The following is a 15,724-nucleotide window of genomic DNA, read 5'->3' on the forward strand; positions in this document are numbered from 1 at the left end:
GCTCAGCCCGCGAGCACGCTCTCCCACGCCTCGCGTGAATCGAGTACGACACCCTGCTCCCGGGCCCGTGCCTCGGCGGCGTACACCGACGCCATCAGTGCCCGAGCCTTGTCCCGGGCCTGCGCCTCTGCGCTGTCGTCGCCTGCGATGACGGTGACCGTCCAGGTCTCGGCGGGGATCGTCTCCACCGGATACGACGCGGCGGTGAGACGTTCGAGGATCTTCTGCAGCAGAGCGAGCGACGGTTGTGTGGTGGCGACCCCGTCGAGGACGGAACCGCGCTTCTTCTCGGCGGCCTTGCGTTCCTCCCATTCCCGGATCTGGGTCTCAAGGTCGGTGTGGGCCCCCGACAGCACGCCGGGGGTGCGCCCCATGACCTTGGAGGTGAAACTGAGTGCGACGTCGTCGATGTCGAACGGCGACTCCGGGTCGTCGGCGGCGATGCGCGCATGGAAGAGCACCTGCAGCAACAGGTCACCGAGTTCTTCCTTCAGCTCGATCTGGTCGCCGGTCTCGATGGCGTCGAGCAGCTCGTAGACCTCCTCGAGCAGGTAGCGCCGCAGTGAGTGATGCGTCTGGGTGCTCTCCCACGGTCCGTTGCGGCGCAACGTGTCCATCAGGGCGACCGAGTCGAGCAGCGCCATTCCCGACACCTTCGCCGCGGCGATGACCTGCTCACCGCGGGCGGCGCGGGCGCGGACGAGCGGGTGATCGGCGTCGGTGCTCACCAGCACGGAGTCGATGGGGGTCTCACCGAGCACCTCGTCGAAAACCGGTTCGACGTGGTCGAATTCCCAGAGGAGGACGGCGGGCACGTCCTCGGTGACCTTGACCGGACCCGTGAGCCAGGCGCGCGCCCGGATGGGGATCAGGTCGGGCCGTGCCGGGTCCAGCAGCACCACCGTCATTCGTCGTACGCCCTTTCTCGACCCCCCTGTTTACAGTCAACCTATCCCCCGACTTCCCGAGGCCGCCCGCCTCGCCGGAAACCGCCCCCGAAAACGACCCTGAGCAGGTACCTCGCCGACATATTGTCGTCGGCGGCGTCTTCGAGGGCGCATCTGCGGGCGGTTTCGGGTCTCAGCCGCTCGGCTCCGGCTTCAGCTGCGTCAGGAACGTGGTGAGGTACTCGATCAGCTCGTCGTCGCGCAGACGTGCCGAGCCGACTCCCCCCGTCCGTGGGATCGGGAGCGTGACCACCGACGTCGTCGCCCGGTACGTCGCCGACGAGTACAACCGTCGCAGGCGCACCTGTTCGCTGTCGAGCAGAGGCAGCGGCGAGATCTTGACCCCCTGTCCGGCCAGACCGATCTCGGCGATCCCGCGTTCGCGGCAGCGCAGACGCAGACGTGCGATCGACGCGAGTCGGGTGGTCTCGACCGGCGGCGGACCGTAGCGGTCGTTGAGTTCGACCAGGACCGCATCGACCGCGGCGTCGTCGGTGGCCGACGCCAGTTTGCGGTAGGCCTCCAGGCGCAGACGGTCGGAGTCGACGTACTCGACCGGGATGTGGGCGTCGACCGGCAGGTCGATGCGCACCTCTCCGGTCTCTTGCGTCTCGACCGGCTTGCCGTCGGCCGCAGCGCGATACGCCTCGACCGCTTCGCCGACGAGCCGCACATAGAGATCGAAGCCGACCCCCGCGACGTGACCCGATTGCTCTGCGCCGAGCACGTTTCCGGCGCCGCGCAGCTCGAGATCCTTGAGCGCCACCGCCATTCCGGCACCCAGTTCGTTGTTCTGGGCGATCGTCGCCAGCCGGTCGTAGGCGGTCTCGGTCAGCGGACGATCGGGACTGTAGAGCAGATAGGCGTAACCGCGCTCACGACTTCGGCCGACGCGTCCGCGCAACTGATGAAGCTGCGAGAGGCCGAGGTTCTCGGCACGGTCGACGATGAGCGTGTTGGCGTTGGAGATGTCGAGACCGGTCTCGATGATGGTCGTACAGACCAGCACGTCGTATTCGCGGTTCCAGAACCCCGACACCGTGCGCTCGAGCTGGTCCTCCCCCATCTGGCCGTGTGCGACGACAACTCTCGCCTCCGGGACCATGTTGGAGATGTCCTTGGCCATCTTGTCGATGGTCGAGACACGATTGTGGACGTAGAACACCTGACCGTCGCGCAGCAGCTCACGACGGATCGCGGCGGCGACCTGTTTCGGCGCGTAGGCACCGACGTAGGTGAGCACCGGATGGCGTTCCTCCGGCGGGGTGAGGATCGTCGACATCTCGCGGATGCCGGCCATCGACATCTCCAGCGTTCGCGGAATCGGCGTCGCCGACATGGTCAGCACGTCGACGTGGGTGCGCAGCGACTTGATGTGTTCCTTGTGTTCGACGCCGAAACGCTGTTCCTCGTCGACGATCACGAGTCCGAGGTCTTTCCAGGTGATGCCGGTCTGCAGGAGACGATGCGTACCGATGACGATGTCGACCTCGCCCTTCGCCATCGCCTCGGTGATCTCGCGGGATTCCTTGGCGTCGGTGAAACGCGACAGCCCGCGCACCCGCACGGGGAATCCGCTCATCCGCTCGGTGAACGTCTGCAGATGCTGTTGCGCGAGAATGGTCGTCGGCACCAGGACGGCCACCTGCTTGCCGTCCTGGACGGCCTTGAACGCGGCACGCACGGCGATCTCGGTCTTGCCGTAGCCGACGTCGCCGACGACGACGCGGTCCATCGGGACCGGACGCTCCATGTCGGCCTTGACCTCGGCGATGACGGTCAGCTGATCGATCGTCTCGGTGAAGTCGAAGGCGTCTTCCATCTCCTGCTGCCACGGGGTGTCGGGCCCGAAGGCATGACCCGGGGCGGCATGACGAGCGGCGTAGAGCTGTACCAGCTCACCGGCGATCTCGCGAACGGCCTTGCGCGCCTTGCGCTTCGTGTTCTGCCAGTCCGACCCGCCGAGCTTGGACAGCGAGGGCTGCTCGCCACCGACGTACCGGGACAGCTGGTCGAGGGCGTCCATCGGCACGTACAACCGGTCGGCGGGCTGGCCGCGTTTGCTCGATGCATATTCCAGGACCAGGTATTCGCGACGCGCACCCGAGACGGTGCGTTCGATCATCTCGACGAACTTGCCGATGCCGTGCTGGTCGTGCACGACGAGGTCACCGGCGGTCAACGCCAGCGGGTCGACCTGATTGCGACGCTTGGCCGGGAGCTTGCGTCCGTCGCGGACATTCGCCACGCGGGTACCGGTGAGGTCCGCTTCGGTGACGACGACGAGACCGGCGTCGGCACAGACGATGCCGTTGCGCAGCGTCGCACCGAACACCGCGACCTCGCCCGGCTCGGGACGATGTCCCGGCTCGGCGATCACGTACGGCACCTCGGCCTCGGACAGTCGCTCGCCGACGCGTTGGGCGGTGCCCTTGCCGGCGACGACGATCGCGGCGGTCTTGCCGTCGGACACGTGGGCCCGCAGCTGGGCGAACGTGGCTGCGATCTCGCGTTCGTCACCACGTGGCGCGGGCCCGGGGACCAGGTCCAGCTCGAGTTCGTCCCCACTCCCCGTCGACAACGGCGACAGGGTCCACCAGGGGCGGCCCGCCTCGAGCGTCGCGGCGCGCACGTCGTCGAGTGGACGGTAAGCGCTCGCCTCCAGGTCGATGCCGACACCCGAGCGGCCGTCGATGGGTGCATTCGCACCCATCGCCGCGGCCGTCCACGACGCCTCGAGGAACTCCGCACCGGTCTTGGACAGATCGGCGGCGCGGGTCCGGACCTTCTCCGGATCGAGGACGAGCACACGCGTCCCGGCCGGGACGACCTCGGTCAGCAGTTGCATCTCGCCGTCGACGAGCGCCGGGATCAGCGCCTCCATCCCCTCCACCGGAATGCCCTCGGCCAGCTTGCCGAGCATCTCGGTGAGCGTGGTGTCGTCCGGGTTCTCCGCGGCGAGATCGCTTGCGCGCGTACGGACCTTCTCGGTGAGAAGCAGTTCGCGTCCCGGGTGGATGCGCACCTCGGTCGCTTCGACCTCCGGCTGGCTGCGCTGGTCGGCGACCGAGAACGCCCGCATCTCGGTGATCTCGTCGCCCCAGAACTCGACGCGGACCGGGTGGTCGGCGGTCGTCGGGAAGACGTCGAGGATGCCGCCGCGGACCGCGAACTCGCCGCGGCGTCCGACCATGTCCACACGCTCGTAGGCCATCTCGACGAGTTGGGCGAGCAAGCCGTCGAAGTCGACCTCGATGCCCTCGCGCAGGGTGACCGTGGCGACGTCACCGAGGCCCGGCGCCATCGGCTGCACGAGTGAGCGGACCGTGGTGACCACGACCCGCAGCGGCTTGTCGCCGGGATCGGCGAGACGGTGCAGCACCGCGAGTCGCTGACCCACGGTGTCCGCGCTGGGCGACAGCCGCTCGTGCGGGAGGGTCTCCCACGACGGGAACTGGGCCACCGCGTCGGCGTCGTCGAGCATCTCCGCGAGCTCGGCGGTCAGATCGTCGGCTTCCCGACCGTTGGCGGAGACGACGAGAAGCGGGGCATCGGCGTCGGCGGCCAGGCAGGAGACGAGGAACGGCCGCGCCGCATCGGGCGCGGTGATGTCGAGGCGCCGTTCGCCACGGCGTTCGCGGACCTCGCGGAAGGACTTGTCCGCACACGCGAGCGCGGCCAGACCGGACAGGGCACGGAGCGTCGACACTCCGCCGATTGTATGGGGCCGCGCTCCGCGCCCGGTCATCCGGTGGATCAGCGGAGCAGGCCCGCCCCCAGCACCTCCCCTCGACGCGCCCCGGGAAGGATGGCGTAGACCGCCGATCCGATGGGCGTCGTCCACCGGTTCAGCGCATCGTGTTCGGCCAGCCGCGCCTGGACCGGCGCGTACTGCGCGTCGACGTCACGCTGATAGGAGGCGAAGAGCAGCCCGCTGTTCGAGGTCGGGACGTTGCCCGTCGCATCGGGTTCCGGCGGGTCGTCGTAGTTGTATCCGCGCCGGAGGAACCGCTCCACCTCACTGCGGCGGCGTGCCCGCGCGATGTGCGACGACGCCGGGATGGCGGGGAGTCCGTCGACGACCGCCTCGAAGTCCGGGTCGTCGTGTTCGGTCCCGCCGCTCAGGGGCGCCCCGTCGGCGATCCTGCGGCCGACCGAGAGTTCCTGGTCCCGCGGATCGAGCTCCTGCCACGTGTCGAGGTTCATCGCGATCCGCCGGAGCACCATCGACGTGCCGCCGGCGAACCAGGGCTGCTCGGCACCGTCGTCCCAGACGAGACTGTCGTGATCGGCAGGTCCCAGGTTGACCGTCCCGTCGACCTGACCCATCAGATTCCTCATCGTCACGGATTCGTCCTGCGTCCCCCGGGCGTTGCGGAAACCCCGCTGCACCCATCTCAGACGCACACGGCCCGCGACATTCGCGGTGAGCACGCGGGTCGCGTGGGCGATCGTGATCGGGTCGTCCGCACAGATCTGGAGCAGCACGTCGGTCTGCCCCCAGCGTCGCTGTTCGAGCCGGTCGATGACGTATCGCGGCAACGGATGCAGCCAGCGCGGCCGGCGATTCTCCAGTCCCGTGCCGGTGAACGCACCGGGCCCCAGGCCCACGGTCACGGTGACCCGGGCGGGCAGCCGGGCGAGGTCCGGTTCGCTGTCGGCGAGCGCCGGATCACCTGCGGTGAGGCGGGCTGCGTCCTCGGTCCACACCTGCAGTACGCCGGCGAGAGCCGCCCGCATGTCGCGTTCGCCGCCCGACGACACGAGGTCGAGGCCCACATAGTTCACGTGCGCGGGTGGCGGCGTCGTCACACCGGCCTGGTGGTCCCCGTAGAACTCGACCACGTCACGTCCATGGGTCGGTTCCTCGTCGGAGGCGTGGGCGGTGACCGCCTTCACACCCACGCCGAGCCCGGCGAGTCCGGCCGCACCCACGAACAGGGTGCGGCGCCTCAGCGTGGGGCCGCCGCCCCCGGACTCAGCCATCGGTGCCGGCGGCGGGCGCGCCGTGGCCCGGTGCGTAGTCCTCTCGTGCCCCGTTGAAATCACGGGCACGTGCCACGAACTCGCGCGTCGAGCCGTCGCCGAATCGCAGTGTCAGCGTGACGGTGTCGCCGGCCTTGATCGGTTGCCGCAGGTCCATCAGCATGATGTGGTTGCCGCCCGGCCTGAGCTCGACCGTCTGTTCGGGGCCGATGTCGAGACCGCCCTCGATGGGTCGCATCACCATGCCGCCGCCATCGGACGGCGCCATCTCGTGCACCTCGACGCGCCCGGCCACAGCGGTGGTACCGCCGGTGAGGGTGACCTCGGTACCGGACGTGTTGGCGACGGTGCCGAAGGCCGCGGTCATCCCGGTGTCGGCCGACTTCACCCATTGATCGCTGATGGTCACCGATTGGGCCTGCGTGGTGGCGTCGTCGTCCGACGAACATGCGGCGAGCAGGGTGATCGGGAGCGTCGCCATGGCCAGGACCGCCAGCGGTCGACGAACGGACGAGGAAACGAAAGTTGTTGAGAACATGAGTTTTTCACCTTTTGTGGTGCGCGGATCACCGCCGGCGGTGCACAAGCCGCGGCGGGAAAAGGAAGTATGGGTCAGCGCACCGCGATGGGTGGTCCGCGTGTCGGATTCTCCGACAGCCGAGTCGGTGTGAGAGGTATGGCGTCGGCCGCCGCGACGACGAGGACGGCCCGGGGAGAGATCGACCGCTCCCCCGAGATCGCGGCGATGATCCGGGAACCGACCCGTCGCGAGCACTCCTCGGCGCCGACCAGCAACACCGCTGCAGCGGCGAGCGCCGCGAGGTGGCAGAGGAGCATGGTCGGGCCGGGTGTCACCGCGTCCACCGGCGCGTGGTGATCGCCGGATCTCATGGCGAGGTGCCCGAAGAGTTGCGCGGTGGCGAGTGCCGATCCGACCGAGAGCGCGGCAGATGCGCGACCGCGGACGCGGTCGGCGAGCCCGGCGTTCAGGACCCAGCCCAGCCCGGCACTGATTGCGAGAAGCAGAACCGCGTGCGACGGTGTCGGAGTGCCCCCGCCCGCCAGTCCGTGGGCGCCGACGCCGAGCGCCGCCGACACGATTGCGGCAGCGACCGACCACCAGGGATGCACTCCCTGGTAGCCGGAATCGGAAGCCGCGCGCACGGTAGCCAATCTACGCCCCTACTACCACTAGTAGTAGGTGCGCCGTCACACCCGGGATGGTGCTCGCCGATATCGTCTTCGGAATGCACGGTTCCCACTCAGACGAGGTGCGGCAGATCGTCGTCGACGACGCGACGGCCGACGACCTCGACGCGGTCGCCGAGATCTATGCGCACTACGTGCAGCACACCGTCGCAACCTTCGACTACGTCGTCCCCACGCTCGAGCAGTGGCACGCCAAGCACGCCGCGATCACCGCGGCCGGCCGGCCGTTCGTGGTGGCCCGCGCGGTCGACGAGTCCGGTACGGAACAGACCGTCGGCTACGCCTATCTGGGCACGTTCCGCGGGATGCCGGCGTACGACCGGTCCACCGAGGACTCCATCTACGTCCGGCCCGGCTTCGGCGGCCGCGGCGTCGGATCGGCGCTCATGGCCGGGATGCTCGATCGTGCGAACCCCGAGAACGTCCGCCAGATCGTCGCGGTGATCGCAGCCACCGGCGGGGACGGGTCGATCGCTCTGCATTCGCGGTTCGGGTTCACCGAGGCCGGCCGCCTGCGTTCCATCGGCCACAAGACCGACCAGTGGATCGATTGCGTCTACATGCAGAAGGACATCTGGGAGTCACGCGACCGGTAGCGGCGTCACCGGTCGAGGCCGGCGGCCTCGGCAGCGGCGTCGGCCAGACCCACGCCGGTCCCCTCGTAGATGTGGAAGGCCACGTCGGCACCCCGACTGAGCAGTTCGTCGCGTTCGTCGTCGTACTGGGCGACGACTGCGATGGTGCCGGCGAACTCTCTCTCCTCCACCCGATCGAGGGCCACCAGATTGGAGCCGTGGAACGGCATGGCGAAGACGAGGATGTCGAGGTCGGACACCCCTTCGCACCGTTCCCAGAACCCCGTCTCGGTCGCATCGGCCTCGATCACCCGCAGTCCGCGCGCGCGGAGGTCGACCACCTTCAGGGGGTCGTTCTCCACTCCGACGACGCTCAGGCCGTACTCGTCGACGAGTCGGTTGTAGACCGAACTGCCCACCCGTCCGAGTCCGAAGACGACCGCCCGGGCGGGTGCGAGGTCGATCGTCGCGTCCTCGGGATGGGCACGCGCGGCGGCCGGCGTCGGGACGTACGCCGAGAGCCGGCTCACCCAACGGGACCCGCGGCGGTTGACGAGCGTGGAGAACACGAAACTCGCGGCGACCGCGACCGAGGTGACCACGAGCCAGTCGTCGTCGACGAGGTCCGCGTCGACGCCGGTGGAGATGACGATGAGCCCGAACTCGGAGAAGTTGGCCAGGGCGAGTCCGGCCAGGATCGAGGTGCGCCGACGCAGGCCGAACATGGCCAGCATGAAGGTGAACAGCGCCGCCTCGAGGGGCAGGAGGACCACGAGGAGCAGCCCGAGGACGACGGTGTCGAGAGTCGGCGTGACGTGCAGGCCGATCGAGACGAAGAAGCCCACCAGCAGCAGTTCACGAAGCCCGAACAGCGTGCGTGACAGCTCCGACGCCCGCGGATGCGAGGCCAGGAGCACGCCGATGACCATCGCACCGAAGTCGCCCTTGATGCCGACGGATTCGAACAGCCAGTACCCCGGCACGAGTGCCATGGTCACACCGAAGAGTGTCTGCAATTCGCCGTGCCCCAGCCGGTTCCACAGTCGCCGGACGACCCATGCACCGGGAATCAGCAGCACCAGTGCGAACGCCCACGGACTGGGCGGCTCACCGCTCATCGCCGTGAGATAGGCGACGGCGACGACGTCCTGCAGGACGAGGATGCCGATCGCGATGCGGCCGTAGAGGGAGCGCGACTCCGAGCGTTCGTCGAGCACCTGCACCACGAACACGGTGCTCGAGAACGACAACGCGAAGCCGAGGAGAGCGAGCGTCTGCCAGCTCTCGCCCATCAGCATCCGGACACCGATCGTCGAGAGCAGTCCGAGGAAGCCGGTCGTGAGACCCAGTATGACCGCGAGATTCAGAGCAGTGGTGAGCAAGACCTCGCGCCGGAACAGCATCCGGAGGTCCAGCTTGAGGCCGATGGTGAACAGCAGGATCGTCACGCCCAGTTCGGCGAGGGTGTCGATGATCGGCAACTGTTCGATCCCGGGCGCGTGCAGGATGAACCCGGCCGCGAGGTACCCGACGAGAGTGGGCAGGCGAATCAACCGCGCGAGAAATCCACATCCGAAGATGACCACGAGGTAGATGCCGACTGTCTCCACGCGCCGGGAGTTCCTTTCACTCTGGGCCGCCGCGCGGCCGGAGATGCCTGGAACGTTATCGCCCACCCGCGACGGGAGGCGCGGTGGCCACGCCGTGCGCCCACCCCGGCGGCACGGAACTGAACGCTGCACGGCCGCGGAACAAAACGGACCACAGTCCGGTTAGTACCAGCATGACCGGCTCGAGCTCCCCCACGCGTCAACCCGCACTCTTTCTGTCCCACGGCGCCCCACCCCTCGTCGACAGCCCCACCTGGGTCCGACAGCTGAAGACACTCGCCCGCGGACTCGATCGGCCGACGGCGATCCTCATCGTCTCCGCGCACTGGGAGGCCGCACCCCTCACCATCGGCTCCACCGATTCGCGGACACCGCTGACCTACGACTTCGGCGGATTCCCCGAGAAGTACTACCGCGTCCAGTACCGGTCGCCAGGGGCCCCTGACCTGGCCCGCCGGGTCGCCGCGATGATGCCCGACGGCGAACCGATCGCCCACGACCCCACCCGCCGCCTCGACCACGGCGCATACGTGCCGATGACGGTCATGTATCCCGAGGCAGACATCCCGGTACTGCAGATCTCACTGCCGACCCTCGACCCCGAGCGGCTGCTCGAACTCGGCCGTCGACTCAAGCCGCTGCGCGACGAGGGTGTGCTCGTCATCGGGTCCGGATTCACCACGCACGGCCTGCCGTTCCTGCGCGACTGGCGCCCGGAGGCCACCCCGCCGAGCTGGTCGGCCGAATTCGACGCGTGGGCCGCCGAGCGGTTCACCGCCGGAGATGTGGAGTCGCTCATCAGATTCCGTCAGACCGCGCCCGGCATGCCGTATGCCCACCCCACGGTCGAACACTTCGCGCCGCTGTTCGTCGCACTCGGCGCCAGCGACGATGCCGAACAGCGGCCGGATCAGGTGATCGACGGGTTCTGGATGGGACTCTCGAAGCGGAGTCTGGTGCTGGCCTGACCATCGTTCAGACGTCGGCCCGAGCGCCGGGGCTCAACTGTCCTCGGCGGTGGTGCGCTCGAGCGGTTCGACGTAGTCGGGACCGACGAGCGCCGGCGACGGGTCGAGGCGTGTGAGTCCGTTCCAGCACAGGTTCACCAGGTGGGCGGCCACGACCTCCTTCGACGGCTCGCGGACGTCGAGCCACCACTGGGCGGTCGACGACACCATGCCCACCAGGGCCTGCGCGTAGAGCGGGGCGAGTGCGGGGTCGAACCCGCGGCGCTCGAAGTCGCCGGCCAGGATGTGCTCGACCTGACTCACCGCGTCGTTGAGAAGACTCGAGTAGGTGGCCGTCTCGCCGGTCGACGCGGTGCTGTCGCCGCGCACCAGGATGCGGAAACCGTCCGTGCGTTCCTCCATGTAGGTGAGCAACGCGAGGGCGACCTGCTGGATGCGGTACAGCGACCGGTTCTTCGACAGCGATGCCGTCACCATCTCCAGCAGGGTTTCCATCTCACGGTCGACGACGACCGCGTAGAGGCCTTCCTTACCGCCGAAGTGCTCGTAGACGATCGGCTTGGAAACGCCGGCGCGTTGCGCGATCTCCTCGATGGACGTGCCCTCGTATCCGCGTTCCGCGAACAGTCCGCGCGCCACCTCGATCAGTTGCAGCCGCCGCTGGGCGCCGGTCATCCGCGCCCGCGGTGCGCGCTGCACCTCGGCCGAACCCTCCGCCGGACGTCCGATCGCCATGCGCCAAGCCTAGGACGAGACGCCGTCGAATCACGAATGTTGCGTGAACTCCCGCTCCCGCCCTCGCTCCCGAAGGGTCAGTACAGGCTCGACCAGTACGACCAGAACCGCACCGCGATGAGCACGACGACCAGCGTCACGGCGAGCACCAGGATCAGGGCATGACTGCGCGCCACCGCGAGCGCGACACCCGACCGCGAGGTCAGTCCGCTCGCGTGGGCGTTGCGCACGCTGACGAAGACGAAGATCGGCAGCGTCACCGCCCACACCACCATGCAGTACGGGCACAGCGCGCCGATCGAGTACAGGCTCGAGTAGATCAGCCAGCATATGAAGGTCATCGCCGCGGTCACGCCCACCTGCAGACCCGCCCAGTACCAGCCCGCCAGGCGTGCGCCGGCGAAGATCGCCACACCGGTGGTGATCACCACCGCGAACCCGGCGATACCGAGCAGCGGGTTCGGGAATCCGAACAGCGCGGCCTGCGGCTTGGCCATCACCGAACCGCAGCTCAGCACCGGATTGAAGTTGCACGTCGGCACATAGTCCGGGTTCTTGAACAGTTCGATCCGCTCGACCGTGAGCACGAACGACGCCACGAAACCGATCACGCCGCCGACGGTCAGCACCCAGGCGGCGATCCGCGTCCACGAATGGACGGCCTCCGCCAGAAGTGCCTGGTCGTCGTCGGGTTCGATCTCGGTGCTGGTGGTTGTCGTGTCGACTGGGGCGCTCTCACTCACCCATCCAGGATGACACCGTCCGGGTGGTCATCGGTTCCCGATGTGCGCGGAATCGTGCCGACTCCGCATACGGCGCAAACCGTGGCGGGCGATTCGCCCGCCGTGAGTGTAATGACGCGCGCGATCCGCCAAATGTCGCCACCGTCACTCGACGATGCGTAATGTCGGATTAACCACCGGGGATGGGAACACAACCGTGCAATTGTGGGATTACATCGGCGACAATGCTCGCTCCCTCACGTTCTTGACCTATCAACATGCGTCGCTGTCGTTTCAGACCGTGCTGGTCGGCACCCTGGTCGCCATCGCGGTCGCCGCGCTGGTCTACCGGCTTCCGCTGGCGTCCGCACTCACGCTGACGTCTAGTCGTGTGGCACTGACGATTCCGTCGCTGGCCCTGCTCGCACTGTTGATCGTCCCGTTCGGGCTCGGTGTGACGCCGTCCTTCCTGATGCTCGCGTTCTTCGCGATGCTGCCGGTGATCGGCAACGCAGTGGTCGGCTTACGCTCGGTTCCGTCCTCGGTCGTCGAATCCGCCCGCGGCATCGGCCTTTCGCGCTGGCGCATCCTGCTGACGGTCGAGTTGCCGATCGCGTGGCCGGTGATCCTGACCGGAATCCGGGTGTCCACGCAGATGATCGTCGGCGTCGCGGCGATCGTCGCCTACGTCCTCGGCCCGGGTCTCGGATCGCTCATCTTCAACGGTCTCGCCCGACTCGGCGGCGCCAACGCCCTCGAATCTGCGCTGGCCGGAACCATTCTCATTGTCATCATCGCGCTCGTCTTCGACGCTCTCCTGGTACTGCTCGGCCGACTCACCATCTCCAAGGGACTCTCATGACCGACTCCACCACCGCCCCGTCGTCGAAATCCCCGGCCCGCCAACCGTCGTCCGGCGCGACGGACCGCGTCGTCACCGGCGAATCGATCCGGCTCGAAGGCGTCGTCAAGCGTTATCGGGGCCAGACCAAGCCCGCGGTCGCCCGACTCGATCTGGAGATCGAAGCCGGTGACATCGTCGCCTTCGTCGGCCCGTCGGGCTGCGGCAAGACCACGACCCTCAAGATGATCAACCGGCTCATCGAGCCCACCGAGGGACGCATCTACATCGGCGGCCGAGATGTGACTGCGGAGAACCCGGATCGGTTGCGTCAGTCCATCGGTTACGTGATCCAGTCCGGCGGACTCTTCCCGCACTGGTCGGTGAGCAAGAACATCGGCACCATCCCGCGAATCCTCAAGTGGGACAAGAAGCGCATCGCCGAGCGGACCGAATACCTGATGGACCTGGTCGGACTCGACGCCGCGACGTTCGCCGACCGCCTGCCCAAGGACATGTCCGGTGGCCAGCAGCAGCGTGTCGGCGTGGCGCTGGCCCTCGCCGCCGACCCGCCCGTCCTGCTGATGGACGAGCCGTTCGGCGCCGTCGACCCCATCACGCGAGCACGCCTGCAGGACAAGCTGATCGCCATCCAGCACGAACTCGGCAAGACGATCGTCATCGTCACCCACGACTTCGAAGAGGCCACCAAACTCGGCGACAAGGTCCTGATCCTCTCCGAGGGCGGGCACATCGAACAGTTCGCCCCGCCGGAAGAGATCCTCGCCAACCCCGCCAGCCCGTTCGTCGAGGAATTCGTCGGTTCGGGTGCGACACTGGCCCACCTGACCCTCACCCGCGTGCGCGACGTCGAGATCAGACAGGTGGTCACCGCTCGTGTCGGCGAACCGTCGGGCAGCGTCGTCAACCGTGCCAGAGCGGCCGGTGAGGATTGGCTGGTCGTCGTCGACGAACACGGGCGTCCACGGTCCTGGCCCTCCGTCGACGAGGTCGCCGCCAAACCCGAGGTGTCCGATTACCTCGACCCGCGGCTCCCGGTCGTCGCACAGTCCTCGACGCTCAACGACGCACTCGACTCGATGCTCGCGACCAGCCAGGGCGGCGTCCTCGTCACCGATGGCCGAGGCGCGGTGATCGGCGCACTGAACATCGCGTCGGTGATGGAGGCGATCCGCGGGCAACTCGCGGATGTCCGCGACGACGACCACCTCGGCTACCTCGACCACACCGAGGGGTCCGCGCCGGCCGAGACCCCGGTCGTCGCAGCCGACGACGAGTCGTCGCCCGCCGGCACAGAAACATCCGAGCCGAGCGCCGAACGATGACCACCGTCGCCGACGAATCCGCGCGGGTCGCCGCGGCCGCCGAAGAGCCTGTTCAGCCACCCCGGGGCGGTTTCCGACGACGGTTCGCGAAGGTACCCGTCGACGTCTGGTTCGAACCGCTGGTCATCATCGTCATCGGCGTCGGGTTCGTGATCTGGTATCAGCGCACGACGTTCACCGAGACCGAGAGTGCATCGATGTCGTGGCCGGCGTTGCGGTCGACGATTCTCGATCACATTCAGCTCACGCTCGTGGCGACCGTGATCGTCGTGTGTATCGCCATCCCGCTCGGGATCGCCCTCACCCGTCCATCTCTGAAGTGGCTCAACCCGATTGCGATCAACATCGCCAACATCGGGCAGGCGGCTCCGGCGATCGGCCTGCTCGTGCTGTTCACGTTCTGGCTCGGCACCGGATTCAACACGGCGGTCGTCGGTCTCGTCGTCTACGCGGTGCTGCCGATCCTGCAGAACACGATCGTCGGTCTGCGACAGGTCGATCAGCGGACGGTCGAGGCGGCGCGCGGAATCGGATTGTCCGGAGTGCGCACACTCTTCCAGGTCGAGTTGCCACTCGCGGTCCCCGTCATCTTGAACGGTGTGCGCACCGCGCTGGTCATCCTGGTCGGCACCGCGACGCTGAGTACGTTCATCGGCGCGACGAGCCTCGGCACGCTCATCACGACCGGTATCACCCTGTTCCTACCGAAACTGCTCGTCGCCGGCGCGGTCCTCGTCGCGCTGCTGGCGATGACGATCGACTGGCTCGGGCGACTCGTCGAACTGGTCGCGACACCGCGGGGGGTCTCATGAGAAAGACTGCCCCGGCCTTCGTCACGGCGATGCTCATGATCGTGGTCGCCGGTTGTGGGCTGGTCAGCTCGTCGGGCACCTTTCGCGAGGCGTTCCTGGCCGACGGGTCGACGCCCTTGGCGGGCACCGAGATCCGGGTGACGTCGAAGAACTTCAGCGAGTCCGTTCTGCTGGGCAAGATCACCGCGACCTACCTCGGCGCGGCGGGGGCGGCCGTCAAGGATCTGACGAACGCACCGGGTTCCATGTCCTCGCGCCAGGCACTCCTCAACGGCGACGCCGACATCCTCTGGGAGTACACGGGGACCGCCTGGCAGACCTACCTCGGCGAGACCGAGACCATCTCCGACCCGAACGAGCTGTGGCAACGCGTCCGCGACGCCGATCGCGCCAACGGGGCCGAATGGCTTCCGCCGGCCGCCTTCAACAACACCTACGCATTCGCGGCGTCGGCGCCGACGGCGAAACGTCTCAACGTGACGACGATGTCGGACATCGCGAAACTGCCGGTGTCGGAGCGGACGTTCTGCGTCAACGACGAGTTCCTGAGTCGTGCCGACGGTTTGATCCCGATGCTGAAGGCATATGACATCCCGCTGGGGCAGCCCGACGGTGTGCCGAAGGACAACGTCACGACCATGGACTCCGGTGTCGTCTACACCTCGACGGCACGCAGCGCACCCTGCAACTTCGGCATGGTGTACTCCACCGACGGCCGGATCAAGAACCTCGATCTCACGGTGCTCACCGACGACCGGAAGTTCTTCCTGCCGTACAGCGGTTGTGTGGTCTTGAGCACGAGACTCAACAAGGAAGCACCCCAGATCGCCGAACTGATGGCGCCGGTGTCGGCGAAGCTCACCGACGCGGTGATGCAGGAACTCAACGGCCGCATCGACATCGACGGCGAGGACCCCGCCGACGTCGCCTACGACTGGTTGAAGGCGGAGGGCTTCATCGCCTAGGGCACACC

The 15,724-nt window shown here is 67.7% G+C and carries 14 protein-coding genes; 6 read left to right on the top strand and 8 right to left on the bottom strand.

Features of this window, described 5'->3' with window-relative positions; all coding sequences use genetic code 11:
* Positions 1-2: 2 nt before the first annotated feature.
* From BPODLACK_RS09040 to BPODLACK_RS09060, 5 genes are all read right to left on the bottom strand, one after another.
* Positions 3-908 (bottom strand): MazG family protein, encoded by a 906-nt coding sequence (locus BPODLACK_RS09040; protein WP_159405132.1) that lies wholly within the window; start codon positions 906-908, stop codon positions 3-5.
* A gap of 172 nt (positions 909-1,080) precedes the next feature.
* The gene (gene mfd / locus BPODLACK_RS09045) at positions 1,081-4,656 is read right to left on the bottom strand and encodes a transcription-repair coupling factor (protein ID WP_159405133.1); all 3,576 of its coding nucleotides are present in this window, start codon (positions 4,654-4,656) and stop codon (positions 1,081-1,083) included.
* Positions 4,657-4,703: 47 nt separating this feature from the next.
* Positions 4,704-5,933: a Dyp-type peroxidase gene (locus BPODLACK_RS09050; protein ID WP_159405134.1), complete on the bottom strand. Its 1,230-nt coding sequence runs from the start codon at positions 5,931-5,933 to the stop codon at positions 4,704-4,706.
* Positions 5,926-6,471, bottom strand: a complete 546-nt coding sequence (locus tag BPODLACK_RS09055) for a copper chaperone PCu(A)C (protein WP_201450604.1) — start codon at positions 6,469-6,471, stop codon at positions 5,926-5,928. The genes BPODLACK_RS09050 and BPODLACK_RS09055 overlap by 8 nt, the downstream gene beginning before the upstream one ends.
* A 74-nt stretch (positions 6,472-6,545) precedes the next feature.
* The gene (locus BPODLACK_RS09060) at positions 6,546-7,097 is read right to left on the bottom strand and encodes a hypothetical protein (RefSeq protein ID WP_159405135.1); all 552 of its coding nucleotides are present in this window, start codon (positions 7,095-7,097) and stop codon (positions 6,546-6,548) included.
* A gap of 83 nt (positions 7,098-7,180) precedes the next feature.
* Between BPODLACK_RS09060 and BPODLACK_RS09065 the strand changes: the two genes are divergently transcribed.
* Positions 7,181-7,738 (top strand): GNAT family N-acetyltransferase, encoded by a 558-nt coding sequence (locus tag BPODLACK_RS09065; RefSeq protein ID WP_159405136.1) that lies wholly within the window; start codon positions 7,181-7,183, stop codon positions 7,736-7,738.
* A 5-nt stretch (positions 7,739-7,743) separates the two neighbouring features.
* Here BPODLACK_RS09065 and BPODLACK_RS09070 read toward each other — a convergent pair whose 3' ends face one another.
* Entirely contained in the window at positions 7,744-9,327 is a 1,584-nt protein-coding gene (locus tag BPODLACK_RS09070; protein ID WP_159405137.1) for a cation:proton antiporter family protein, read from the bottom strand.
* 173 nt (positions 9,328-9,500) lie between these two features.
* Between BPODLACK_RS09070 and BPODLACK_RS09075 the strand changes: the two genes are divergently transcribed.
* Complete coding sequence (locus tag BPODLACK_RS09075) at positions 9,501-10,295, top strand: dioxygenase family protein (RefSeq protein WP_159405138.1); 795 nt, start codon at positions 9,501-9,503, stop codon at positions 10,293-10,295.
* 33 nt (positions 10,296-10,328) lie between these two features.
* On the opposite strand, the gene BPODLACK_RS09080 is transcribed toward BPODLACK_RS09075, so the two are convergent.
* Together BPODLACK_RS09080 and BPODLACK_RS09085 are read right to left on the bottom strand one after the other, a co-directional pair.
* Positions 10,329-11,030 carry a TetR/AcrR family transcriptional regulator gene (locus BPODLACK_RS09080; protein ID WP_006434314.1) on the bottom strand — a complete coding sequence of 234 codons (702 nt, stop codon included), beginning with the start codon at positions 11,028-11,030 and terminating at the stop codon, positions 10,329-10,331.
* 77 nt (positions 11,031-11,107) lie between these two features.
* Positions 11,108-11,773 (bottom strand): vitamin K epoxide reductase family protein, encoded by a 666-nt coding sequence (locus BPODLACK_RS09085; RefSeq protein ID WP_024497816.1) that lies wholly within the window; start codon positions 11,771-11,773, stop codon positions 11,108-11,110.
* Between the two features lie 196 nt (positions 11,774-11,969).
* Between BPODLACK_RS09085 and BPODLACK_RS09090 the strand changes: the two genes are divergently transcribed.
* The 4 genes from BPODLACK_RS09090 to BPODLACK_RS09105 are packed head-to-tail and all read left to right on the top strand — an operon-like array spanning position 11,970 to position 15,716.
* On the top strand, positions 11,970-12,614 hold the full coding sequence (locus BPODLACK_RS09090) for an ABC transporter permease (protein WP_024497817.1): 645 nt from the start codon (positions 11,970-11,972) through the stop codon (positions 12,612-12,614).
* Positions 12,611-13,939: an ATP-binding cassette domain-containing protein gene (locus BPODLACK_RS09095; RefSeq protein ID WP_159405139.1), complete on the top strand. Its 1,329-nt coding sequence runs from the start codon at positions 12,611-12,613 to the stop codon at positions 13,937-13,939. The genes BPODLACK_RS09090 and BPODLACK_RS09095 overlap by 4 nt, the downstream gene beginning before the upstream one ends.
* A complete protein-coding gene (locus BPODLACK_RS09100; protein ID WP_159405140.1) occupies positions 13,936-14,751 on the top strand; it encodes an ABC transporter permease in 816 nt (271 codons plus the stop codon). The genes BPODLACK_RS09095 and BPODLACK_RS09100 overlap by 4 nt, the downstream gene beginning before the upstream one ends.
* Positions 14,748-15,716 (top strand): glycine betaine ABC transporter substrate-binding protein, encoded by a 969-nt coding sequence (locus BPODLACK_RS09105; protein ID WP_159405141.1) that lies wholly within the window; start codon positions 14,748-14,750, stop codon positions 15,714-15,716. Before BPODLACK_RS09100 ends, BPODLACK_RS09105 begins: the two co-directional genes overlap by 4 nt.
* Positions 15,717-15,724 lie beyond the last annotated feature (8 nt).

Origin of the sequence: Gordonia sp. YY1, from assembly GCF_009872315.1 — a bacterium.
In the GTDB taxonomy this organism is placed as follows: domain Bacteria; phylum Actinomycetota; class Actinomycetes; order Mycobacteriales; family Mycobacteriaceae; genus Gordonia; species Gordonia amicalis.